The sequence below is a fragment of the Candidatus Amarolinea dominans genome, from assembly GCA_016719785.1.
In the GTDB taxonomy this organism is placed as follows: domain Bacteria; phylum Chloroflexota; class Anaerolineae; order SSC4; family Amarolineaceae; genus Amarolinea; species Amarolinea dominans.
This window is the reverse complement of the sequence record JADJYJ010000020.1, coordinates 123,937-145,981: the sequence shown is the minus strand read 5'-3', so window position 1 is coordinate 145,981 and position 22,045 is coordinate 123,937. Positions and strand designations below refer to the sequence as shown.

The following is a 22,045-nucleotide window of genomic DNA, read 5'->3' as shown; positions in this document are numbered from 1 at the left end:
TGCTGGCCCGGATCGGCTCCACGAACCGGTCATGCACCAGCTCGATCCACGTATCCCCGCCGCGGGCTTCGGCGCGCACCAGGAAGCGGTGCTGCAAGGCGCGCACTGCGGCGGTGGGCAGGCCGCCGGTCTCGCGCTCACCTTGATGCACCAGCCCACGCGTCCCGGTCTCGGTGATCAGATCCCCGTCAAACCACGCCCGCAACTGCCGCTCGCTCACCCCCGCCGCGGCCGGGTCCGCCAGCGCCGCGGCCAGCGTCTCCTCGTAGAACTGCGTCAGCGCCCGGTCCACATCCCCAGCCCGCTCCAGATCCTCGAAGGTAATCGCACGTCGCTCCCCCGTCGCCGCTTTGCTGCTACGCTCCCCCTCCTCCCTTCCCTTCAGCCCCTCCCATAGTTGGTAACAGACCACCTGCAACTGCACCGGCTCGACGTACTGCCCGGCGACCGTGCCTTTCTGCCCGGCCACGCGCACCTGGCGCAGGTTGTCGGCCAACTGCTCGGCCACACCCTCGGCAAAAGGCCGGCCAGCCAGCTCGGCCGGTTTGCGGATGGCCTCCAGGCCGGCGGCCACGCCCATGCGCTCCATGTAGAAGCGGGCGCGCAGCCGGTTGAAGACCAGCGGCGCGTAGGGGTCGAGCGCGGCCACGTAGTCCTCGCGCAGGCTCAGCACGACCCAGAGATTGGGATCGGCCTGCAACGCCGCGTCGAGCTGGCGGAAGAAGCCCTCCCGCTCGCGCCAGCGGTCAGGGTGGCCGGTGATGATCTCCTCGAACTGGTCAATCACCAGGGCGAAGCGCGGGGCCGGCCCCGCGTCCGCAACCGGGAGCGCCGCTTCTCCCGTGCAGGGGCCGGCTCGGTCGCGGCCGCCGGGTCGTAGCGCCAGGCCAAGCCATCGTCTGTCACCAGGCGCTCCAGGAACTCGCTCAGCCCCAGGTGCGCCCACTGCGCCGGGCTGCCCCCGCCCCCATCCAGGCCGGCCATCAGGTTGAAGAGGAAGATGTTGTCCACCTGCGCCACGCCGGCCGGAAGCTGACCCGCCACGCGGCCCACGGGCAGCACGCTGAACCCCTCCTCCTCACGCAGTTGCGGGATCAGGCGGGCGTTGATCAGCGAGCTTTTGCCCGCGCCCGACTGGGCGTAGAAGAGCAGCAGCCGTTCGGAGACGACGCGCGCCAGCAGGCCGGCCGCCTCCGTCTCGCGGCCGAAGAAGCGCTTGCGGTCGGCCGCGGTGAAGGTGCGCGGGCCGACGTAGGGGTTGGTGGGGGTGTCGGTGGTGGGCATAGCGTTCCTCTTCCAGGGGACACAAATGAAGCTCGCAGATTGGAATCGAGGCTTTAGCCGGTCTGACCGCCTGAAGGCTCGATTCCTTTGCACGTGGTCTACATGATTTCCCGATCAGACCCGCGGCAATCCCGCGGCGTAGGCGCTCAGCGTCCGCCAATCCACCTCGAAGCGCGCCTCGCGCTGGAGGTAGTCGTGCAGATAGGCCCGTTCGGCCTCGCTGGGCGGCAACTGCACGCAGATGCCGCGCTTCTCGGCGCGCGCGTCGTCCGACCTGATCAGCCCGGCGTAGAGGCGCGAAAGGCCCAACTGTTGAGGCTGAAGCCCAGCACCAGCAGGTCGCCGCTGAGCGCCTTGCGCACCTGGGCCGGCACGCTGTCGCGCTTATCGTCCCCGCGGCCCAGGTTCACGTCCACCAGGAACTCCAGGTAGTCGTCCTCGGTCAGCACCAGCGAGCTGGAAGTGCTCTCCAGCCCGAACAGGTGGCAGACCAGCGGGAAATCCCCCGGCTCCCGCCCTGCGGGCACATCGGCGATGCGCGGATCAATCAGGTCGCGCAGGTCCTGGCGCCAGCGGATCACCGTGCTGCGCGGGGTCTTGCCGGCCCTGACCAGCGCGGCCTCCAGGAAGGTGTAGGGGCTGGTGGTCAGCAGGACGCGGAAGGGCAGATTGGCCAGCACCTGCAGCGGATCATCGGGGCCGCGGTCGAAGCTGGGATAGCCCAGCACCCCGGCGAACCCGGTCACCGTGGTGGCGGCGAACCGCGCCTCGGCTTCCGCCAGCAGATCGGCGTCAGCGCCGTGCGCCTCGGCCTGGGCATAGATGAAGTTCTTGACGAAGTCGCAGAAGTCGGCGCGCAGGTCGTTGTGGGTGAAGTCGCCGCCGGTCTGCACCGCCTCGCGCTGGCGGTTCAGCTTGCAGAACTTGGCGATACGCGGCAGGTTGTCGCGGTCGTCCAGCGGGTAGCCGGTGTATTCGGCATACGCCTCCGCCAGCGACGGATGGCCCGGCAGGACCAGGTCGAAGATCGCCTCATCGCTGAGGATCGGCACGGCCAGGCCGCTCTTGATGCTGTCGGTCAGGCCGGGGCGGGTCTGGCGCTGTTGGCGCAGGTCTTTCATGTTGGCTCCTCCAGGATCATGGCGACGCGAAACCCGCGCCAGGCGATGCGGCTGTCGGGCAGGGCGTTGCCGCGCGCGGTGCAGCGCAGATCGGCCGGCTGCGACTTGAACGACCCGCCGCGATGCACCAGCCGTGCCTGCGCGGGCAGTTTGGTCGGGGCGATGATCTCGCGGCCGTGCTTGCGGTCATAGGGATAGCCGAAATCGGGTTGGCCGGGCTGGCTGCCCCACAGCGAGCGCGTCCACTCCTGCACGTTGCCCAGCAGATCCTCGACGCCATACCCGCTGGCGCCAGCCGGATGCGCCGTCACCGCGGTCGTCCCGCTGCTCGCCGCATTGCACCGCCCCTCGGCCCACTCCGCGCCCCACGGATAGCGAGGTGAAAGCCCCTCCCCCGCGCGCGGGGGAGGGGTGGGGGCCTCTCTCCCACTCCGCCTCGCTGGGCAAGACGTAGCGGCGAGGCTTACACTGCTCGCTCAACCAGGCGCAATAAGCCACGGCGTCGCACCAACTCACGTTGGTCACAGGGTGATCCAGCAGGCCGGCCGGCGGCTCGCGGTTGAACCAGCCGGAGGGCGCGGGCTGGGCTTTCACATCCGTGATGAACGCGGCATACTCACGCACCATCACCGGGTACCTGCCGATGCGGTAGTCGGGCAGGTTCACGGTGCATGAGCGCTCCCACACCGGCGCGGCCGGGTCGGCGCGGCCCATGCGGAACGGGCCACCGGGGATGGGTATCGTCACCGGCTCGAAGTCGCGCAGGTCCAAAACCGGCTGCAGGAGCGCCTGGACCGCCGCGCGGCGGATGGCCGCCAGGTCAACCGCAGGGCCGGTGACGTTGATGGTCACTGGCCCCTGGATCGCGCCCACGGCGATGCCGGTCACGCGGGCATTGTCTTGCACCATGTCGGCCGTGACACCGACATGGATGTCGGTGCTCCTGGACGCCCGCTTGATCGCGCTGTCGTCTGATGAAGTGATGGGAAGTGTTTCGTCCACGGGTGACCCTTTCCTGGTGCGTTCCGGTCCTGGGGAGTTGATCCTCCTGCAAGCTCAGGTGGGCATCGCTTACCGCAAGAATCGAACCAAACGTGAGCAAGTATAACTCTTTCGGCGATTATGCGCAAGGGCTTGGGCGGATGTGTGGCGTCTCTGTCTCGCACCACATCCTGCTGAGCAAGACCTGGAGCGTGGGCGCCAGGTCCTCGGCGATGCGTGCCGGGCAGGAGCAGCGCGTCGCTTGCAGGGTCCCTGCGAGCCCGAGCAACGGATCGCGCCGCCGGTAGATCACATCGTAATCGCGCGGCAGCAGGCCGGCTTGCAGCAGCGAACTTTTGCCCGCGCCCGACTCCGCGTGCAGCACCGCCAGCCGGCCCGCCAGCCCGCGCACGCCCTGCACCAGCAGTTCCAGCTCCAGGTCGGCCGCGGCCTTCGCCGCCTCCTCCGCGGTCAGCGCGCGGCCGTGGATGGTCTGGATCTGGATGATCAGGTCGCGCTGGGCGGTGGCCTGGCCGATTTGAGCGCCGATGACCTGACCGCCGGTCATCGTGCCGGTGTGCTGCGTGACCTCGATACGCGTGGAGGGCGGGTCAGGCGTGGGATCTGGGCTGCTCTTAGTCATGCGCTATCCTCGTGATCAGGTCAGGTACAACTCGATGCGTTGCTTCCGGCTGGTTCGCTCGCCGTCGAGCCATATGGGACAGATGCAGGGTGTGGCGGGTGGTGTTTGGAGCCCGGAAGCGTTTGGATCACGAAGCCGCGAAGTCTCACGAAGGCCGCGAAGCGCGAAGCCCACGAAGACCCCCGCCACGGCGAGCGCCTTCGCGCTTCGTGTACTTCGCGGCGCTTCGAGTCTTCGTGATCCAAATACCCCGCCCATGCACACCCTCACTCGCCGGCCGGCAGGTCGGGACAGGTCTTACGGTAGGGCCGGTCGCCCATGTACTGCTGCCATTCGGCCTGGCTGAGGTTGCGGCCGGCGATGCGGCAGGCGCGCGTCATCCACGACCGCGGGGCGACGTCCCACAGGATGATGGTGTTGTCGCCGCTGCCCGAAGCCAGCATCCGGCCGTCCAGGCTGAAGGCCACGCTGCGTCATGCACTCCCCGCGGTCAGCGCGCCTGGGGCTGATATGGATGAAAGGGATCATGGTTGCTGCGCCTCCTTGGCCGGACCAAACACATGCTCGGCGACGAGCACGGGCATAACAGGTCGTATTGCCTTCATTATACCTTTGCAGTATAATCTCCCATAGATAAGGAGTCATCTGACCATGCCCGAGGTATCGCGCTTTTTTGGAATCATCATCACGATGTATTACGAAACGGGCACGCATCAACACCCGCACTTTCACGCACGCTTCGGTGAGTACCGGGCCAGTCTTACGATTGACCCGCCCGCTTTGCTGGTTGGCGCCATGCCGAGACGCCAGCAACATCTGATTCTGGCCTGGGCAGAGCTCCATCAGGAGGAGCTGCTCGAAAACTGGGATCGGGTGGTGCAGGAAGGCACACTGCGTCACATCAAGGGCCTGGATTGAAGGGGCAGTGTATGAACCAGATACTTGACGAAACCTCATTGCATGACGTGACCGATTTTACATTTGTCAAGAACTACGTCTTGAATGTGCGCTTCGACGATGGCGTCGAACGCACCATTGACTTCGAACCGATACTCCTGGGGCCTCTCTTCGGCCCGCTGCGCGATCTGCATCTGTTCAGGCAGGTCAGGGTAGACACCGACCTGGGCACGCTGGTCTGGCCCAACGGGGCGGACATTGACCCCAATGTCCTGTACGACTGGCCCCGGCACGTTGACGCCATCATTCAGCGCCGCCGGCAACGTTGGGCAGCGGACTACGGCGAGCAGGGTAGCCGCGAGCGGTTCGACCGCGTGCTGCAGAAGGTCGCCGAGGCGAATCGAGAGCCTTACGACGCTGACCGGTTCCCAGATAGCGCCGATGTGAAACCCGGGGAGAAGCCTGGTCAGAACTGAACAGCCGGTGTGCCATAGCTCCTCAAAGGTGGTCGCTGCTTCCGTGCGGACACAGATTGACAGTCCTAATACTTGTAGGTACAATCCAACGAAATGACGATCAGAACCAGGAAGGAGAACTCGCATGACGGCTATCTCCTACCGAGAGGTCCTGGCTTCAGCCAGGCGCATGCCACTTGACGACCAGGTAGAACTGGCGGCTGAATTACTCAGGGGCCTGCGATCGCTGCTGCGCACAACGCCAAACCCTGAGCAAAGACCAGCCCTTGAGTCGCTTCCTGGCCTCAGCCGGTCCGAGCTGCGCACATTGGCCGACGCGGTTGTGGCGCCGGGGCGCCAGACAGTCCTCCAGGCCTTGCTCGAAGCGAACCGCAGCGGCCCGCTTGCGCCTGACCAGGCGGCTCGCCTGGATGATCTCTTGGCCCAGACTGACGAAGTGGCCCTGTTGAAGGCGCGCGCCAGATATACACTATTGACCATGTTGTTCCTCTAGCAGCAGGCAGAACCACCGCTGCCGCTAACCTCTGCTTGAAACCCTACGCATGAATCGCCCCGTACTTCTACAGATGCGCCGCTATTGGATCCCCCTGGGGCTGCATCCGCCAGCCGTGTGACCTCGTTGACCGCGGTGGTCAGCCGCGGGATGCCGTTGGCGTAGCCGACAGTCACCGGGGCCTGAGCCTGCGGCGCCGGCCGATCTGGTTTCGCTTTGCGCGGTGGCTCTTCTGCGTTCATGCGGCGACTCCTGATGGGGTGTGGTGATCGTGTGTCCACTCATGCGGCGCAAGCCAGCGGCTTGCGTCACAACGAGTCAATCACCACGCCGGTGGCGCTGCCGCCCTGGCCGACGGTGTCAATGTCCATGTCCACCCTGGCGCTGCCGCCGCCGATGCGATCGAAGGTTGCGCCCACCACCTTGCCATAGACCGTGCCGGAGACGCCCACGGTCACGCTGAGCTTGCCTTGCAGCATCTCGCGCACCCTGGCCCCCAGCACCTCGCCGCCGGCCGCGACCTCCTTGACCCGGAGGTTCACGTCCACTTCGGCGCCCTTGCGGGCCTGTGCGCGCACCTCGGCGTCCTCCGAGCCGGCGAAGAGCTGGCCGTCTCCCGCGCGCAGGTAGAGCACCGGCACGCCCCAGTCGCGGCCCTCCTTGTCGGCGTTGTACGCGGCGATGCGACCGCCCGTCACTGCGGCCTCGACCGGCAGCCCGCCGACCAGCGCCCGGTAGAACTGCTGGCTGAACGCAATCGCGCAGTCGTCGCGGATGCTGTACTGGTTGGCGACCACGGCCGGTATCTCGGCCTTCACCAGGCTGGGCGCGACCCCGCTCCAGACGTTGATCCCATCGCGGCGGCCGGTCTCGCAGCCGGCAAGCACCGCCAGGCGGAGGCTGTGGCCGCGCAGGTTGATGCCCAGTTGCTCCGCATCCACGAACTGATCGTCGAGGGCCAACAGGCCGGCGCCGGAATAGACGCCCGGCGCATCGGTCATCTGGTTACGGTTGAAGATGCCATGCCCGGCAAAATGAAAGATCGCCGCGCCTTGCTGGATCGCATTCTGAATGTCGGCCAGGGCCGCGTTCTCGATGATCGTCTGCTCGATTCCAGCCTGGGCATCCAACGCAGCCTTCAGATTGGCGATCTCCTGGCCCAGGTTGAGCGGGGGCAAGTCGGGGTTGGCTGAAAACGCCGCCACCAGGCGGATCGGCCCGGCTTTCGTCGCCGCAACGGGCACCGCCAACGCCTCGTGCCGCACGATCGCCACGCGTGGGTCGAGGGCCAGGAAGCCGTCCATGCCATCGCCGCCGCCCGCCCGATCCACGTACAGGTATTCCCAGGGGATGGCGGCGAGCTGATGGGGCAGGCGCAGCCGGAGCCGCAGCCCGGCGTCGGGACCGAGCATTTTCAGGCTGCCGGCGAATAGTTCCCGCACGCCGACCTCCGCGCCCGCCGGGCCGGGCGGCAGCAGGAGCAGCGCCAGGGTGCGGCCCAGCGCGATCAGGCCGGCCCGGTCCAGCTCGCGCGTATCAAGCTGCCGCAGGGCCTGCTGCAGCTCCCCATCGTCGTACTCGACGGGGACAGCCTGGTCGGGCGCCATCTCACCGGCCGGAGATGCGAACACCCGCACCTTGAAACGGCCGATCATGCGGCGGTCTTCGGCGCGGGTGCGGGTGGCTTCTGCGACCTCGATGGTCATATCGTGATAGATCATGTCTTTGAGTTGCACGGCTTCCTCCTGCCGGGGTGATAGCTCCGCTGGTTTCATTGAGTTGCGCAGCCTCGTTTCACGCATAGTGGGCATGATAGGCCCGCAAGAAATCAAGCCACCGCAGCGGCGGCTGCGCAAAGGCCACCTGATCATAGTAGGGCGAGAGCCGGTTCCCACCGCCGGGCGGCATCAGGTAGAAGGAAACGCCGCCGATGCCGTCGAACCAGTCCCCGACGTGGCCTTCGGCCAGCACGGCCGGGCCGCCCGGCCGCAGCGCAGTCAACACCGCCTGGCTGGCTGCGGCCACCGGGGCCGAGCTCGAGCCAGCCAGGCGCCGTGCCACCGATCCGATGTCCCAGAGGTGATAGTCGAACTTGCTCAGGCCGCGGCCGCCTTCCCTGGTCTCCTGACGCCGGGCGGCGGTCTGCGCCTGCCACACAGCCGGCGCTTGCCCGGCGATGTCGGCGGCAAGCGCGGCGGCCAATCTGCCCACCGCGGCGGCCAGCGTGTCAACGCCGGCCAGGTTCAATGCCACTTTGGTCACATCGCCCGCGCGCGGGGGGTGGGCGCGATAGAAGTCGGTGTAATGGCGGACAACGGCCCGGCCCAGGTCGGCGCCCGTCCATTCCGGATGTTCTGCCAGATCGCCGAAGATGAGGCCATACGGCCAGCTATGACCCGGCACCAGCTCCGCGGAGGCGACGTAGTAGCGCACGGAGCGGCGGACCTGATAGGCAACCTCCAGGCTCGCCATCAGGCAGGCGTCCATGCCGAGTAACTCCAGCGGCTGGCCAAGCATCTCACCGATACGGGTGGCGACACGCTCGAGCTCCACCGTGTCGAGCGAATGCCCGGTCCCATCATCGAAGAGCACGGCTCGTTCCGATGGCTTGGTGGACGCCAGCATCTTCGCAATCGTGGAACGAAAGAGCACCGGGTTGCTGAGTCCCGCGACCCGTTTCGCTGCGCCGGCGGTCATGTGGCCGGCGCCGTGGGACTCGATGCCGATCCTCTCGATCTCCTCGGGCCGCCAGCCCGTGCCGTGGCTCCACAGGATCAGGCCATAGCGCTCGGCCGGATGCTGCCGGAAGAGCCAGGCCGCGGTCTCGATCAGCCGGTCCGGGTCGCCGGAGTCGAACTGGGCCAGGTGTTCCGCCTGTTTGAGCTTCCCCGGTTTCCCGACCAGGATGCGATCCGCGCCCATGCTGCTGTCCACGAGCACGCCGTGGATCACCTCCGGGCTGCTGCCCACGGCTGCGATCTGCTGCAAGCTCTCCTGCCCCAGCTCCTCCAGGTTGTTGTGGCTGGCAATGTAGGTGAGGATCGTCCACTTTGTGACCATCTGATTTACTCCCGGTCAAACGGCAATCAACGGCGTGCCGTCGCCGTCGGCCTGTGCGACCCACCCGCGCGCGGTCTGGCCTGCGGTCACGCAGCTTACTGCCCACCACGTCAGCCCATCCATCGGCTTCGGCCCGTCGAGGATGGTGAGGCGTGCCCGCGGGCAAGGCGGTCAGGACGTCGCCGGCCAGTTTGTTGATGCGACCTGGGCTGCGGCGCACTTTGACGCCGTCAGCGGCGATCACCGTGGCTTGTTGGCCCGGTTGAATTTTGATCGGATTCATGGCCAAGATTGGTTTGCCGTGCCCGCCGCCATCCGGCTTCATAGGCCCAACGACCGGCCCGGCCTGGCTTGCCAGCAGCGCTGACCGCTTCTGGTAAAGATCGAACAACTCATCCCAATCCTCCTTGCCGTGGATCACCCAATCCATACCCGACAATCCGTCGCCATCGTTGTTGTCGAAGCCTTCCATGAACCCCCACTGCATGTAACCGCGGGCCTGCAAGTGGTTGAACCATTTGTCCATGTCCTTTTCGACGCAGTCCCGCCGCCTGCCGCCGGCAGCGCAGGCCGGAATGTGAAACTTGGGGTCGCGCGCGGCTTCCTTCAGGGCCTCCGGGCCGGAAACGAAGCCCGCTTCCTCCACGATGATGGGCTTGGGGGGATTCAGCGACAGCGCCAGTTGGGCATCGCTTTCCTCTTTATGTTCATTGACACCGTTGTAGGAATGCACGGTAATGAAGTCGAAGAAAGGCGAGCTCAACAGCCGCAGCCGCTCGGCACGCCGATTCGGGTCATCCGGATCCATGTACGCGTGTTGCGTACTGATCATCCCGGTGGTGACCAGTTGATTGGGCGCCAACCTTTGCGCTCCCGGCCACCTTCAGCATGAAATTGACGAACTCCGTCGGTTGGTGATCAAGCTTCAGCTCGTTGCCCGGCTCCCAGGCCATGATACTCGCGCGTTGACTAAACTGCGGCACGACCTTCTGCACGAACTTCAAATAGTTCTCGTCATAGCGCTGCGTAAACCACTTCCTGCCGAGGAGCTTCTTATTGTTCCAGGCGACAGAGTAGCAGCGATCCTCATGATCCCCTTCGTCGTCGCCGAACACCTTGAAGTGGGTATCGTTATAGAGGTTGGTCAGGCACACGATCAGGTACATGTGCCGGAAGTCCTTCTCGATCATCTGGAGGAGCGCCTCGAGCCGGTCTTCGATATGGTTGGTGGCGCGCCAGTTCACGTTGTCCACAGGCAGAAAGACCCGCGCCACGCGCCCATATCGCTGGCCTTTGGGCTGCTGTCGGGCATTTGCGTAGGGGAATTTGTCCGTGCCGTAGTGTACCAGACCTCGCAGGTTAACGCCAATGAAACGGAAGGCGCGGTTCTCCAACACAAACTCGCTGCCCCGCACCTGCACGAGTGGGATGCCCAGGGGCGAGACCGGGAGGCCTTTGGCTGGAACGACCTTCAAGTGCTTGAGATGGACCGCCAGCTTCAGTTCGCCGTCCACGACGATGGTCTGTGCCCACGGCTCATAGCCCTCGACATGCACCTCAAGCCGGTAGGTTCCCGGTGCGAGATCGCCGAACACGAAGCGGCCCGTCCTGCCCGTGTACTCCACTCGCACGTACTCGTCCCGCCCGATGTTGTGCGGCAGCAGGTAGGCTTTCTCAGCCTGGAACATCCCGCCATCGGCCGCCAGATCTGCGTTGCGCTCCAGCACCTCCCGCCGGAACTCTCGCCAGCTCAGGCCAACTACCTTGCCTTGTACATACCGCTGCCAGCACGTCCACCGGTCGCCCCCAAAACCGGTTATGGTCCGATCCCAGACAATCTTGTCCTTATCGGCATGTCGGTTCTCCGGCAGCAGATAGAGCCGATCCGGTTCGAAGCGGCCGCGGCTGGATTCCAGAGAGGGATTGACATGCACCACCTGGGTGCGAAACTCCTCCCAGGTGATGCCGCCAGTGGTCGGTGCGATGAGGCCCAGCCAGATACCCCGCAATGTGCCGGTCAGCCCGCGCGCTGATCGCGTCCAGGAAACCGCTTCCTGGTTGGCTGTCGTCGCGCGGGGATCGCTCCCCAGGATCGTTGTGTTACCGAACAGAGACACTGTGGCTCCATCGAGCGGAAAGCCGATGTCGTTGAGAACTCGACCGCGCAGCATGATATTCATCAGATTGACCCTCCGTTCATTTCGGCGCCTGTGATGGATCTGCGATCCAATTCATGATCTCGATCGGCCGGCCCTGGTTGTCGTCGCCGGTCAGGCGGAACGACTTCCAGTCGTCCATCCACCCCACCTGGTAGAGGCAGGCGCCCAGCACGTATGCCTCATGCTGGCGCAGCAGGTCGTTGTACCAGTGCAGCGACTTCCAGTACTCCTCCTGACTCACCGTCTCGACCGTGTTCAGCCAGCCAACGTCGCCCGCCGTGCTGCCCGCATGCAGATGCGCCCGCGCCAGGCCAGCCTCAGTAATGATGGCCTGGTGCCGATTGCCGTACTTGGGGTCGGCGCGCAGCCCCTGCATGATGGCCGGAAAGAGGCCGGCGTCCGTTTTGACCGGTCGCTGGGTCAGGTGCTTGGCCATGGCCGGCCAGCCGTACTCGTGGAAGCCGAGATAAGTGTATTCCCCCAGCGTTTCGGGATACAACTGGATATACTGCTGCGCCTGCTTGAAGTTGCCCGCGCCGAAGTTGAAGGCCACAGCCTCGACGTCGGAGATGTAATCGCGCAACCGGCGGCGAAAGGCCACCTGCAACAGATCGTAGCGGCGGTGCTGCTCCCGGTTCGTACGATGCCACGCGTCATCCTGCTGCGCTGCCCCCTCCCACGATGGACCTTCGATCGGCTCGTTGAGGCTCATCCAGGCGTCCACCAGCAGCCGGCCGCCCGGCTGGTCAGGATAGCGTTTGAGCAGGAAGCTGCGGTCCTGGTTGAAGATCTTGTCCGCCAACCGCTGGCCGCGGCGACCGGATCCGGTCGTCCAGGTAGCGCCGCTGCTCATCGCGGTCCATCCCCAGCCGACCCACCACGAAGGTGTCCGGCGAGCGCCACTCGCGCATCTGGCGCAGCAGGTCGTCGTTCTTGGCCTCCAGGTGGATCAGGATCACCGGCGGCTTGATGCGCTCGAAGAGGCCCCACAGGCCGTGGTTGTCCTGCGACGAGTGCAGGTAAAAGCCGAGTTTACTGGTCATATGTTCCTCCGTCTACTGATCCCAACTGAACTTGCGCACAAACACCGGGATGCTCTGCACAGCTTCGATGGTCTGTGTTAGTTTGCCGCCCAGCATCAGGGAGAGGAGAGCGGCATCATGGCATAGCGGCCAGCCGTCAAACGCACAACCCAACCGGCGCAGCGTTTGCACCACTGCGCCATAGTCGCCGCCGATCACAGCCTGGGCTTCGGCCACCGAGAAGATGGGCCGGTCGCGCTCTGCCAACGTCGTGAGCAGGCGAGCGCCCGCCGGCCCGATAGTCTTGTTCGACATCGTCATGGTCTCATGTGCTCTTAGTGTCGTCTATCGTCATATTCTATGCATGCAATATCATTTGTCTAAACTCAGAACCCCTGTTCAGGGCCAGCGTGGGCGCAGCACCAGCTCGCAGTGGCCGCGCCCCTCCGCCGCAACCAGCGCCCGCTGCACCTGCCGCGCCTCCTCCGCCAGGTTGCGCAGGTAGCGCGCCCGGTCGTTGCGGTCGTTGGCGAAGGCGAGGAAGATGATAGGCTTGGCAGTGGTGGTCATGGGTTCACTCTCGGCAGGCCGAAGACGACGCTGGCCTCGCCCGCGGGCGCGTCCACCACAAAGGCACGGTAGCGCGCGCCCGCGCGGGTGATGAGGAGGTCGAAGTTGCGGTAGGTGGTGATGGTCATGGGTGAGCCTCCATATTTAGCAGGATGAGCGGTGCACTCACTCAGGTCTCAGCCGCTCCAGCGTCGCCGCGTCGAAGGGGTTCTGACCGGCCCGCAGCGCCTTGATCCACGCCGTGCGCGTGGCGATCTGATAGGGTGACCAGCGGTTGGCCTTCGCCTGCGCCAGCGCGAATTCGAAATCCTCGATCGCCCCCTGCACATCCCCCGACAACGCCCGCGCCAGGCCGCGACTGTCGCGGTTATCGCCATCGTCGGGCGCCAGCTTGACCGCGGTCTCGCAGGCGTCCAGCACCAGGGAGGCATGATTCCAGGTGGCGCCGAGCCAGCAAAGGTCTCTCCAGTCTTTGGCGGCAGCGTTCGGGTCGGCGGCCAGGCTGGCATTGGCGAAGCGCAGCGCTTGTTCTTGATTGTCCAGAATGCGCTGCGCCAGCGCTTCGGGTTTGATTCTCAGCTTCGGGTCGAGCTGCAGCGCCTCTCGGAAATCCTCGACCGCTGCCGGGAGATCCCCGGCGCGCGCCAGCGCCTTCCCTTGCTCGACCAACGCCAGCGCCTGGGCCTGGTCCATGAGCGGTTTTAGGCGGCCCTGGCCGGGCAGCTCCACCTCCGTGCCGACGCCAAACTGCCGGCGTTCGGCGGCAGTCAAGATCGGCGCCGGTCGCGAAATGCGCGCCACAGCCTGCAACAGCAAACGCTGCGGCGCATCCCACACCCACACCCGCACCGTGCCGTCATGCCCGCCGGAGAGGATCTGCGCCCCATCCGGGCTGTACGCCACCGACAAGACCCCACAACCACCAAATCCACAGCCATGGCCCTCCAGGCGGGCGGTCTGCTGGCCGCTGGCCGCATCCCACACCCGCACCGTGCCGTCCTCCCCGCCGGAGACGATCTGCGCCCCATCCGGGCTAGTCGCCACCGACCTGACAGGCTCGCCATGGCCCTCCAGGCGGGCGATCTGCTGGCCGCTGGCGGCATCCCACACCCACACCGTGCCATCCTCCCCGCCGGAGACGATCTGCGCCCCATCCGGGCTATGCGCCACCGAATTGACCCACCCGGCATGGCCCTCCAGGCGGGCGGTCTGCTGGCCGCTGGCCGCATCCCACACCCGCACCGTGCCGTCATACCCGCCAGAGACGATCTGCGCCCCATCCGGGCTAGTCGCCACCGACCAGACACTCCCGGCATGGCCCTCCAGGCGGGCGGTCTGCTGGCCGCTGGCCGCATCCCACACCCGCACCGTGCCATCCTCCCCGCCGGAGACGATCTGCGCCCCATCCGGGCTGTACGCCACCGAATTGACCCACCCAGCATGGCCCTCCAAGCGGGCGGTCTGCTGGCCGCTGGCCGCATCCCACACCCGCACCGTGCCATCATACCCGCCGGAGACGATCTGCGCCCCATCCGGGCTAGTCGCCACCGAATAGACCCTCCCGTCATGGCCCTCCAGGCGGGCGGTCTGCTGGCCGCTGGCCGCATCCCACACCCGCACCGTGCCGTCATACCCGCCGGAGACGATCTGCGTCCCATCCGGGCTGTACGCCACCGACAAGACCCACCCGGCATGGCCCTCCAGGCGGGCGGTCTGCTGGCCGCTGGCCGCATCCCACACCCGCACCGTGCCGTCCTCCCCGCCGGAGACGATCTGCGCCCCATCCGGGCTAGTCGCCACCGACAAGACAGTCCCGGCAGGGCCCTCAAGGCGTGCGGTCTGCTGGCCGCTGGCCGCATCCCACACCCGCACCGTGCGGTCAGACCCGCCGGAGACGATCTGCGCGCCATCCGGGCTAGTCGCCACCGAATTGACACTCCCGGCATGGCCCTCCAGGCGGGCGGTCTGCAGCCCGCTGGCCACATCCCACACCCGCACCGTGCCGTCAGACCCGCCGGAGACGATCTGCGCGCCATCCGGGCTATACGCCACCGACAAGACCCACCCGGCATGGCCGTCCAGGCGGCCGGTCTGCTGGCCGCTGGCCGCATCCCACACCCGCACCGTGCCGTCAGACCCGCCGGAGACGATCTGCGCGCCATCCGGGCTATACGCCACCGAATTGACACTCCCGGCATGGCCCTCCAGGCGGGCGGTCTGCTGGCCGCTGGCCGCATCCCACACCCGCACCGTGCCATCCTCCCCGCCGGAGATGATCTGCGCCCCATCCGGGCTATACGCCACCGACCTGACACTCCCGGCAGGGCCCTCAAGGCGGGCGGTCTGCTGGCCGCTGGCCGCATCCCACACCCGCACCGTGCCATCATACCCGCCGGAGACGATCTGCGCCCCATCCGGGCTAGTCGCCACCGACCAGACCCACCCGACATGGCCCTCCAGGTGGCCGGTCTGCTGGCCGCTGGCCGCATCCCACACCCGCACCGTGCCGTCAGACCCGCCGGAGACGATCTGCGCCCCATCCGGGCTATACGCCACCGACCTGACACCACAGAAACCATGTTCATCACAGCCATGGCCCTCCAGGCGGGCGGTCTGCTGGCCGCTGGCCGCATCCCACACCCGCACCGTGCCGTCAGACCCGCCGGAGACGATCTGCGCCCCATCCGGGCTGTACGCCACCGAACTGACACTCCCGGCATGGCCTTCGAGTTGGTTGGTCTGCTGGCCGCTGGCCGGATCCCACACCCGTACCGTGCCATCATACCCGCCGGAGACGATCTGCGCCCCATCCGGGCTATACGCCACCGAATTGACCCTCCCGGCATGGCCGTCCAGGCGGGCGGTCTGCTGGCCGCTGGTCGCATCCCACACCCGCACCGTGCCGTCCTCCCCGCCGGAGACGATCTGCGCCCCATCCGGGCTAGTCGCCACCGACAAGACAGTCCCGGCATGGCCGTCCAGGCGTGCGGTCTGCTGGCCGCTGGCCGCATCCCACACCCGCACCGTGCCGTCATCCCCGCCGGAGACGATCTGCGTCCCATCCGGGCTATACGCCACCGACCAGACCCACCCGGCATGGCCGTCCAGGCGTGCGGTTTGCTGGCCGCTGGCCGCATCCCACACCCGCATCGTGCCGTCAGACTCGCCGGAGAGGATCTGCGCCCCATCCGGGCTGGTCGCCACCGAATAGACAGGCCCGGCATGGCCCTCCAGGCGGCCGGTCTGCTGGCCGCTGGCCACATCCCACACCCGCACCGTGCCGTCCTCCCCGCCGGAGAGGATCTGCGCCCCATCCGGGCTGGTCGCCACCGAATTGACCCACCCGTCATGGCCGAACAGAAGTTGCTGCGGTTCCAGGTCGGAGGCGCGCCAGGTGCGGATCGTCCCATCCGCGCCCCCAGAGACGATCCACTGCCCATCGGGGCTGAAGACAGCGCTGTGGACTGCCCCCTGGTGGCGCCTGCTTGTGGGCGGGAAGGTCCGCCGCCAGTGGGGACTGCCCAGGGCGTTGCGCAGGCGCGGTCGGCGTTGACGGTGTGATCGGTCAGCCAGGCATCCCGGGCCAGGATGAGGGCCAGGTCGCCGGGCCGATTTTCTGCACGTATCAGGAGTTGGCTCTGCCCCGCCAGGTTTTCAGCCAGGGCGCGGCGGGCCTCGCGTTCAGCTACAGCCTGTTTCGCCAGCGCGATCCTCTCATTCTCAAGGGCAACCCCCCGTTGCCACAAGGCCAGCCCGCTTAACAAGAAGACGACAACAACGAACACTGTCACAGCGCCAAAGAGCTTCTGTCGAAACCCGGAACGCTCGCGCACGCTCTCCCGCACGAACTCCAGTTCGGCCCCGTTTACCCAGGCATCCGGCGCGGGCGCTTCTTTCTTCGGGGAACAATACGCTTCTCCCAACGAAGACGTTCCTGCAGCCCTTCGCGCCTGCGGCCCGCCGGCCATAGCGTCTCCTCCACCTGCGGCAGCTTGGGATCGGCGTGCCACAGCTTGGTCTTCTCCTTGTTGTCCGCCAACCAGCGCCCGACCTGGCCTCTCAAGTCTCGCTGCAAGCCCCACTGTTGGCTGCTATCCACCAGCCACCCGCGCAGTTCCGACCACGTGTCGATCAGGGCGCTGTGTCCCAGTTGCACGCAGCGGGGTCCCTCGGCGTCGGCGCTGATCACGACCAGGCCCTGTTCGGCCAGCCCGGCGATCACCGCCGCGGCGCGGGCCGTGGCGAGCGGGTCGGCGTAATGGAACTCGGCCTGCTCCACCGGGTCGCGCAGCACGATCTGGTTGCTGTCATTTACATCCACCAGCCGCAGCAGCACGTGCTGCATGGCCTGCCTGTCATCGGCGGGTAAGCCCTCGTAATACGTGTTCGCCAGGTCGGCGACAACGCCGTTGACGCCTCCCAGGGCCAGGTTATCTTCCGCCGTCAGCGTATTGTCATCCGGCAGGCGCCGCCGCTGCATCCGATCGATGTACTGCCGGACCATCCGCAGCAGGGTTTCGTTGAGCAGGGGCAGCGCGGCGGGTTGATGTTCTACTGCATCCAGCAACCCATCCACCAATGCTCCGGCAGGGGCGAAGGAAAACCCCTGCTGTGCGGCCGGCTGCTCGATCACCTGGCGCAGCGCATCGCGTTCCATGGACGCAAGCGGGTAACAGTCTGCCGATGGCAGCACAGGCGCGTTTGCGTCACCATCCGCCGCGTCCCCGACATACCAGCGGTCGCTGCGCACTGTGAGGACGAGGTGCAGCGTGTCCTGTTGCGCCGCCGCGGCCAACTGCGCCCAGAAACGAACCCGTTCCTCCGGCTCAGTCCGGCTGAACAGCAGCGCATCGGCGTCGATCGCCAGCAGCAGGCACTGCCCCAGGTGGGCCTGGGCCCAGGCTGCGGCCCGGGCGGTCGGGCCGACGTCAGCCTGCCCCAGCGCTTCGGCGGTTGCCTGTGGCTCGGCGCCGGCCAGGTGCGCGGCAAGGAACCGGTCCAGGGCCGCCAGCGCGTCCTGGCCGGCAGCGACCGGCGGGTCCTGGCCCGGCGGAAATGGCGGCAGGACGCGCCAACGCTTCTCGCCGGCGGTCGTCGGGCGCTCGGACGTGCGCTTCAGCCGCGGCAACAGCCCGGCCTGCACCAGGCTGGTCTTGCCGACGCGCGATGGGCCGATCACGGCGACCAGGGGTGTGAGGCAACTCGCTGCGCCAGCTCGCCGATTTCCTGGTCGCGGCCGGCAAACAGGTAGTCATACTCGGCCCGGTAAGGACGCAGGCCGGGCCAGGGGTTGTTCTTCGGGTCGCTGAGATCGGGCTCCGGCTCCAGCGTCACCTGCGCGCCCGGCAGTAGAAAGATATATTCGCCCTGATCATGGCCCTTGCCGATCAGCGTCCAGATCCCCGGCGTCTGTCTGGCACGCCCTTGAGCGAGCGCCTCGGCGACGTGGAGATAGAGCTCGGTGGCCGTCACGACGCCGTCCCGTCCGGGCGGCCGGCCCCAGGTGTTCGGGTGGTTATCCGGGTCCAGGGCTTCGAACAACGCCTGGGCAAAGGGCGAATGCTCCTGGTCATCGCCCTCGCGCTGCCCTAGTTGATAGCGCCCAAAGCTGGACCGGTCCGCCGCCTGCTGCCTGGCGCCGGCCGAGGTGATGACCTGGCGGGTCCGAGCGCCGACAAAACGGTTGAGGTATTCCCAGTAGACGCGCGTGGGGCGCCCCCCGCGGCCGCGGACGGCTTCCGCGGTGGCGGTGGGCAGGGCGCCGGCCGAGCAGCAATCGAGGATGATCAGAACATGTTGGCACGGGAGATCCGCCAGAGCCTGCTGGACGAAGTCCATCCGCAGGAGGGTGCCTTCGTCGTCCGGGTCGGCGTCCTGCGGGAAGAGGAAGCTCTTGCGCGTGCTGGCATCGGCGTCCCCATGGCCGGCGAAATAGAAAAGCACGCGCGTCTTCGGGCCGCACTCTCGCACGCGAGCCGGGAGCGTCTTCTCCAACAGCGTGCGCAGCGCGTCGCCGGTCGCCTGCTCGTCATACAGCGGCATCGGTACCATCTCGTAGCGGTCGAGCGGATCGCGGCGATCGTCCTGCAGGAGGGCGGCGAGTTGTGCGGCGTCAGGCCGTGCGGTGTGCAGCATCCGCACTTTCTGCGGGAACTTGTACGCGTTGATCCCGATGATCACCGCCAGGCTGTGCTCAAACTGCTGCTGGAGAGCGTCCACCGGATAGCCGCCGGAAGGATTCACGAGCACCGCCCGTGTCGAACCATCGGCGTTCTCGAGCTGATCTTCAACAAGATCTACCATGTCCCCCTCCCGCAGTGCGCATACTGCACGATACAATTACCGCGCAGGCAGTTCGGTCTTGCTCGATGCACGCTCGTGCAGGAATCCCACGATTTCGCTGCGATGGCCCACCGGCGCGCCGGCGGCGAGATAGGCGAAGAAGGCGCTTTCGACCTCGGCTAGGGTCTCCCGGCGGATGCGCTCGCGGATGGCCTGGCCCAGATAATACCAGGCGCGCGCGTTGCCGGGGTCTTGCCGGGTTGCCTTGCGCAGCTCGCTCACGGCGCGGCCATAGTCCGTTTGGGCGGCTAGGAGCAGGCGACCCAGATGATAGCTGATCTCCGGTGCGATCTCCTCTGGCGTGACGTCGTGCGCGGCCACCTGGTTCATTTCCATCTTGGCCGGCGTTGTTGCGGCAACAGCGGCTTCCAGGGCAGCCAACGCCTGCTCATAGTCGCCCACCACGCCGAAGGCCACGCCCAGGTTGAGCCAGCCGTCGGGGTGGATCGCGCCTTGTTGCTGGCGCTCACCGATCTGGCGCGTGAGCAGCTCGATGGCGCGATAGACGGCATCCAGTTCGATGCGGGTGGCAGTCGCGAGAACTGCTTCGCGCTGCGGCTTGAGATCGAAGGGCCGCTCGTCCACTGATCCAAGGAGGACAGGCTCCGCCATGGAGTTGGCAAGCTCCACCGTCTGCGCCACCGCGACCCAGCTGCGGTAGGTGAGGCTATTTGGATCAGATCTTTCCAGAACCCGCAAGAGACCAGAGGTCCAGCCACCGTGTTCCCGCCCTAGCGATTCACCAGAGAACTTCTGCCGTTCGAACGCACCTTGTGCATACACCGAGGCCCTGCCTAGCAATGCCCAGTCTCCTTTGTCAATGTCAGGAGCATCGAGCGGCACAACTGCAAATGCGGAGCGTGTCGCGGGAGAGTTTGTGACATCGCGCTGTTCAATCTGGCTGATGTCGGCAATCGAGACCAGGTGCTGTGCCAAGGCGGCCTCGCGAGCAAGCTCCATCAACCCGAGTTCGCCCACGTTTTCGGAGCGGCTATCGGTGCAGACCAGGGTACGGGTACGAAAGCGCCGTTCCGAGCGTACCTCAAACTGGGTGCTGCCATAGCCGCCAAAGTAGAAGAGCGCCGGCTCATGCTCTGCTTTCTTTGCCAGGGTGCGAAACTCCATCATCACTCGCTCTCGGGTCGCCTCCTCGTCAAGCAGCAGGACGATGTTCTCGGGCTGAAATCCCAGCCGCTGAACGAGCGCGTCCCGCATGGCACAGGCGTCGTTCGCTGCACCGGAGAGGGGTCGCATATCTGGGCTAAGGTACCGGCCAATCCCCACGACCAACGCGTGGCGGTGAAGGTTGGTTAGTTCATCAGCCTGCTCGATGAGGCTCTGAACATGCGGCGACGCCGCGGACGATGGGTGCGCCAGCAGCCGGCGAAATGTATCGCGGGCCGCGGCGTACTGCCTGGCCGCGACCTGGGCCTTTCCCAGGGCGAGCAAGGCCTGGGGGTTTTCTTCTCCTGGTTCGCGGCCATTGTCAGTGCGGCGATGGCTTGTTCCAGCCGCCATGGGCCAGGAACGCCCGCCCAAAACTGAGATGGGCCTGGGCATAGGGCCGATCTCCAGAGCCAGGAAGCGTTCGTATGCTTTCGACAGTCGACCAATGTCTCGGTGGGATAGGTCCATTGCTCAGGGGCTATCAACTGAGAATGGTGCCTGGGGTGACCTTGGGACCGAATACTGACTGGTCGGATTTGCCTGTCAGCACGGGGTCTGATTCTCTGACCGCCTGCTCTATCAACAACTTGGTCTGATTGGCCAATCAGTGCTCCAAGGGTTGCAGCACTCTTCGCCATCCGCGTGCAGCTGTGCCAGGGCTAAAGGTAAAGAGGCCATGCGGTCTGAAGGTTTCATCAGTCTCATCTCCAAGGCGTTGTTCTCTGGCTGTCTGCCCCGGCTCTGCTGCCAGAAGCAGCGCGTAATCGCCGGCCTGTTCGGCAAGGTCGATGGCAAGGTTGACTGGCATGCCGTCAATGATCAGTGCCTTGGACGAGGATGGGATGGCAAGTAAACGTTCGTGTAGTTGAGATACAGTGGCTGTAGGGCCATCGTAGGTCATGAGCAGGGACCGTTCCGGCGTTGCATCTGCGGCGCCGCTGCCGTCCGTCTTCTTGGTCGCAAAAAAGCCCACACCGGAGAGATAGATAACCACCGGGTCGTTGGATTGAGCATGTGCGGCCAGATCTTGCAGGGCCCGTTCGATGGCCTGCCAGGTAGCTTGTTCATCCAACAGGACGCTCACATTACTTTCAGCGAAACCATAGTCTGTCGTGAGCACGCGCCAGATGAGCGCGACATCATTCGCCGGGCCATCTAATTTCCATCGTTCATATTCTCCAGGCGCGTGTTTGCCGATGCCGATGAGCAGGGCGCGGGGGACGATCGGCTGCTTCAGCAAGGCCAGGCAGTATCTGCTCCAGGATGCGTAGTCGTTGCCATGGCACCGTTCGAGATACTGGTGCAAGCTGGCAATTGCCCCCTCGCTGTCCCCCTCCGCGGCCTGGGCCAGCCCTAGCATAAACAGCGCGGGCGGCGGCAGTGCGTCTCCCTGGCGCTCCCTGCGCCGGGCACCTCCATCGCCCGCGCCGCGTCCCCTGCAGCCAGCCAGGCTTGAGCCAGCCGCCAACTAGCCTCCGGCAAAGCGATCCCGCCCAGGCTCGCCAGCCGCAACGCCTCCTCGAACTGGCGTGCAGTTGAGCGGTAGCGGTCCGGCTCGTCGGCGATGCGCGCCAGCTCGAACAGGCATTGGCCCAGCTCCAGGTGCTCCTGGGCGTCAATACCGCCCGTGATAGCCAACGGCAGATCCCGGTCGAACGGGTTGGAGCCGATGGCCGGGTGCTGGCTGTTGCCGGTGGCCTGCTGCACCTGGTGGCGCACGTAGTCGAAGAGTTCCCCGACCGCTACTTTGCCATCGCGCGGCTGGCTGGAGCCATCCGCCGCCGCGCAGCCCCTCTAACAGATAGTGGGTGAACACGCCGTGGCCGTCGC

General features: G+C 66.1%; 24 protein-coding genes and 1 pseudogene. 4 read left to right on the top strand and 21 right to left on the bottom strand.

Annotated elements, in window-relative coordinates:
• The 7 genes from IPM84_19765 to IPM84_19735 form a co-directional block, all read right to left on the bottom strand.
• Window positions 1–787: hypothetical protein (locus IPM84_19765; GenBank protein MBK9094957.1), on the bottom strand; the 787-nt coding region annotated here is incomplete at its 3' end.
• Window positions 784–1,284: a hypothetical protein gene (locus tag IPM84_19760; protein MBK9094956.1), complete on the bottom strand. Its 501-nt coding sequence runs from the start codon at window positions 1,282–1,284 to the stop codon at window positions 784–786. The genes IPM84_19760 and IPM84_19765, both read right to left, overlap by 4 nt.
• A 278-nt stretch (window positions 1,285–1,562) precedes the next feature.
• Window positions 1,563–2,405 (bottom strand): SIR2 family protein, encoded by an 843-nt coding sequence (locus tag IPM84_19755; GenBank protein ID MBK9094955.1) that lies wholly within the window; start codon window positions 2,403–2,405, stop codon window positions 1,563–1,565.
• The gene (locus IPM84_19750; GenBank protein ID MBK9094954.1) at window positions 2,402–2,659 is read right to left on the bottom strand and encodes an SUMF1/EgtB/PvdO family nonheme iron enzyme; all 258 of its coding nucleotides are present in this window, start codon (window positions 2,657–2,659) and stop codon (window positions 2,402–2,404) included. Before IPM84_19750 ends, IPM84_19755 begins: the two co-directional genes overlap by 4 nt.
• Entirely contained in the window at window positions 2,592–3,407 is an 816-nt protein-coding gene (locus IPM84_19745) for an SUMF1/EgtB/PvdO family nonheme iron enzyme (GenBank protein MBK9094953.1), read from the bottom strand. Before IPM84_19745 ends, IPM84_19750 begins: the two co-directional genes overlap by 68 nt.
• Before the next feature lie 118 nt (window positions 3,408–3,525).
• Window positions 3,526–4,029 carry a hypothetical protein gene (locus IPM84_19740; GenBank protein MBK9094952.1) on the bottom strand — a complete coding sequence of 168 codons (504 nt, stop codon included), beginning with the start codon at window positions 4,027–4,029 and terminating at the stop codon, window positions 3,526–3,528.
• 266 nt (window positions 4,030–4,295) lie between these two features.
• Complete coding sequence (locus tag IPM84_19735; protein ID MBK9094951.1) at window positions 4,296–4,472, bottom strand: hypothetical protein; 177 nt, start codon at window positions 4,470–4,472, stop codon at window positions 4,296–4,298.
• A 208-nt stretch (window positions 4,473–4,680) separates the two neighbouring features.
• Here IPM84_19735 and IPM84_19730 point away from each other — a divergent pair, with 208 nt between their 5' ends.
• The 3 genes from IPM84_19730 (at window position 4,681) to IPM84_19720 (ending at window position 5,895) form a co-directional block, all read left to right on the top strand.
• A complete protein-coding gene (locus IPM84_19730) occupies window positions 4,681–4,947 on the top strand; it encodes a DUF4160 domain-containing protein (GenBank protein MBK9094950.1) in 267 nt (88 codons plus the stop codon).
• A gap of 11 nt (window positions 4,948–4,958) precedes the next feature.
• Complete coding sequence (locus IPM84_19725) at window positions 4,959–5,402, top strand: DUF2442 domain-containing protein (protein MBK9094949.1); 444 nt, start codon at window positions 4,959–4,961, stop codon at window positions 5,400–5,402.
• A gap of 124 nt (window positions 5,403–5,526) precedes the next feature.
• Window positions 5,527–5,895, top strand: coding sequence for a hypothetical protein (locus IPM84_19720; protein MBK9094948.1), 369 nt, complete (start codon window positions 5,527–5,529; stop codon window positions 5,893–5,895).
• Between the two features lie 308 nt (window positions 5,896–6,203).
• On the opposite strand, the gene IPM84_19715 is transcribed toward IPM84_19720, so the two are convergent.
• The 9 genes and pseudogenes from IPM84_19715 to IPM84_19675 all read right to left on the bottom strand — a co-directional run bounded on the left by IPM84_19715 (window position 6,204) and on the right by IPM84_19675 (window position 16,279).
• The gene (locus IPM84_19715) at window positions 6,204–7,631 is read right to left on the bottom strand and encodes a CHAT domain-containing protein (GenBank protein ID MBK9094947.1); all 1,428 of its coding nucleotides are present in this window, start codon (window positions 7,629–7,631) and stop codon (window positions 6,204–6,206) included.
• A gap of 58 nt (window positions 7,632–7,689) precedes the next feature.
• Window positions 7,690–8,955, bottom strand: a complete 1,266-nt coding sequence (locus tag IPM84_19710; protein MBK9094946.1) for a hypothetical protein — start codon at window positions 8,953–8,955, stop codon at window positions 7,690–7,692.
• Between the two features lie 794 nt (window positions 8,956–9,749).
• Window positions 9,750–11,135 carry a carboxypeptidase regulatory-like domain-containing protein gene (locus IPM84_19705; protein ID MBK9094945.1) on the bottom strand — a complete coding sequence of 462 codons (1,386 nt, stop codon included), beginning with the start codon at window positions 11,133–11,135 and terminating at the stop codon, window positions 9,750–9,752.
• Window positions 11,136–11,151: 16 nt separating this feature from the next.
• A complete protein-coding gene (locus tag IPM84_19700; protein MBK9094944.1) occupies window positions 11,152–11,967 on the bottom strand; it encodes a hypothetical protein in 816 nt (271 codons plus the stop codon).
• Window positions 11,861–12,157: a hypothetical protein gene (locus IPM84_19695; GenBank protein MBK9094943.1), complete on the bottom strand. Its 297-nt coding sequence runs from the start codon at window positions 12,155–12,157 to the stop codon at window positions 11,861–11,863. The genes IPM84_19700 and IPM84_19695 overlap by 107 nt, the downstream gene beginning before the upstream one ends.
• 12 nt (window positions 12,158–12,169) lie before the next feature.
• The gene (locus IPM84_19690) at window positions 12,170–12,451 is read right to left on the bottom strand and encodes a hypothetical protein (protein MBK9094942.1); all 282 of its coding nucleotides are present in this window, start codon (window positions 12,449–12,451) and stop codon (window positions 12,170–12,172) included.
• An 84-nt stretch (window positions 12,452–12,535) separates the two neighbouring features.
• Entirely contained in the window at window positions 12,536–12,706 is a 171-nt protein-coding gene (locus IPM84_19685) for a hypothetical protein (protein MBK9094941.1), read from the bottom strand.
• 165 nt (window positions 12,707–12,871) lie between these two features.
• Entirely contained in the window at window positions 12,872–16,036 is a 3,165-nt protein-coding gene (locus tag IPM84_19680) for a tetratricopeptide repeat protein (protein MBK9094940.1), read from the bottom strand.
• Window positions 16,037–16,096: 60 nt separating this feature from the next.
• Window positions 16,097–16,279 (bottom strand): annotated as a pseudogene (locus tag IPM84_19675) (hypothetical protein).
• On the opposite strand from IPM84_19675, the gene IPM84_19670 reads away from it, so the two are divergent.
• Complete coding sequence (locus tag IPM84_19670) at window positions 16,264–16,467, top strand: hypothetical protein (protein MBK9094939.1); 204 nt, start codon at window positions 16,264–16,266, stop codon at window positions 16,465–16,467. The pseudogene IPM84_19675 and the gene IPM84_19670 overlap by 16 nt on opposite strands.
• Window positions 16,468–16,571: 104 nt before the next feature.
• Here IPM84_19670 and IPM84_19665 read toward each other — a convergent pair whose 3' ends face one another.
• From IPM84_19665 to IPM84_19645, 5 genes are all read right to left on the bottom strand, one after another.
• Complete coding sequence (locus IPM84_19665) at window positions 16,572–17,885, bottom strand: hypothetical protein (protein ID MBK9094938.1); 1,314 nt, start codon at window positions 17,883–17,885, stop codon at window positions 16,572–16,574.
• Complete coding sequence (locus IPM84_19660) at window positions 17,882–19,009, bottom strand: caspase family protein (protein ID MBK9094937.1); 1,128 nt, start codon at window positions 19,007–19,009, stop codon at window positions 17,882–17,884. Before IPM84_19660 ends, IPM84_19665 begins: the two co-directional genes overlap by 4 nt.
• Before the next feature lie 36 nt (window positions 19,010–19,045).
• Window positions 19,046–20,566, bottom strand: coding sequence for a caspase family protein (locus IPM84_19655; GenBank protein MBK9094936.1), 1,521 nt, complete (start codon window positions 20,564–20,566; stop codon window positions 19,046–19,048).
• Window positions 20,567–20,819: 253 nt separating this feature from the next.
• Window positions 20,820–21,521: a caspase family protein gene (locus tag IPM84_19650; protein ID MBK9094935.1), complete on the bottom strand. Its 702-nt coding sequence runs from the start codon at window positions 21,519–21,521 to the stop codon at window positions 20,820–20,822.
• Window positions 21,522–21,568: 47 nt separating this feature from the next.
• Complete coding sequence (locus IPM84_19645; GenBank protein MBK9094934.1) at window positions 21,569–21,934, bottom strand: hypothetical protein; 366 nt, start codon at window positions 21,932–21,934, stop codon at window positions 21,569–21,571.
• Window positions 21,935–22,045: the final 111 nt, after the last annotated feature.

Coding starts and splice junctions, on each gene's coding strand:
- IPM84_19730 (MBK9094950.1), top strand. CDS start 4,681: ATGCCCGAGGTATCGCGCTTTTTTGGAATCATCATCACGATGTATTAC.
- IPM84_19740 (MBK9094952.1), bottom strand. CDS start 4,029: ATGACTAAGAGCAGCCCAGATCCCACGCCTGACCCGCCCTCCACGCGT.
- IPM84_19720 (MBK9094948.1), top strand. CDS start 5,527: ATGACGGCTATCTCCTACCGAGAGGTCCTGGCTTCAGCCAGGCGCATG.
- IPM84_19735 (MBK9094951.1), bottom strand. CDS start 4,472: ATGCTGGCTTCGGGCAGCGGCGACAACACCATCATCCTGTGGGACGTC.
- IPM84_19690 (MBK9094942.1), bottom strand. CDS start 12,451: ATGTCGAACAAGACTATCGGGCCGGCGGGCGCTCGCCTGCTCACGACG.
- IPM84_19755 (MBK9094955.1), bottom strand. CDS start 2,405: ATGAAAGACCTGCGCCAACAGCGCCAGACCCGCCCCGGCCTGACCGAC.
- IPM84_19695 (MBK9094943.1), bottom strand. CDS start 12,157: ATGACCAGTAAACTCGGCTTTTACCTGCACTCGTCGCAGGACAACCAC.
- IPM84_19700 (MBK9094944.1), bottom strand. CDS start 11,967: ATGAGCAGCGGCGCTACCTGGACGACCGGATCCGGTCGCCGCGGCCAG.
- IPM84_19760 (MBK9094956.1), bottom strand. CDS start 1,284: ATGCCCACCACCGACACCCCCACCAACCCCTACGTCGGCCCGCGCACC.
- IPM84_19710 (MBK9094946.1), bottom strand. CDS start 8,955: ATGGTCACAAAGTGGACGATCCTCACCTACATTGCCAGCCACAACAAC.
- IPM84_19685 (MBK9094941.1), bottom strand. CDS start 12,706: ATGACCACCACTGCCAAGCCTATCATCTTCCTCGCCTTCGCCAACGAC.
- IPM84_19660 (MBK9094937.1), bottom strand. CDS start 19,009: ATGGTAGATCTTGTTGAAGATCAGCTCGAGAACGCCGATGGTTCGACA.
- IPM84_19655 (MBK9094936.1), bottom strand. CDS start 20,566: ATGGCGGCTGGAACAAGCCATCGCCGCACTGACAATGGCCGCGAACCA.
- IPM84_19705 (MBK9094945.1), bottom strand. CDS start 11,135: ATGAATATCATGCTGCGCGGTCGAGTTCTCAACGACATCGGCTTTCCG.
- IPM84_19725 (MBK9094949.1), top strand. CDS start 4,959: ATGAACCAGATACTTGACGAAACCTCATTGCATGACGTGACCGATTTT.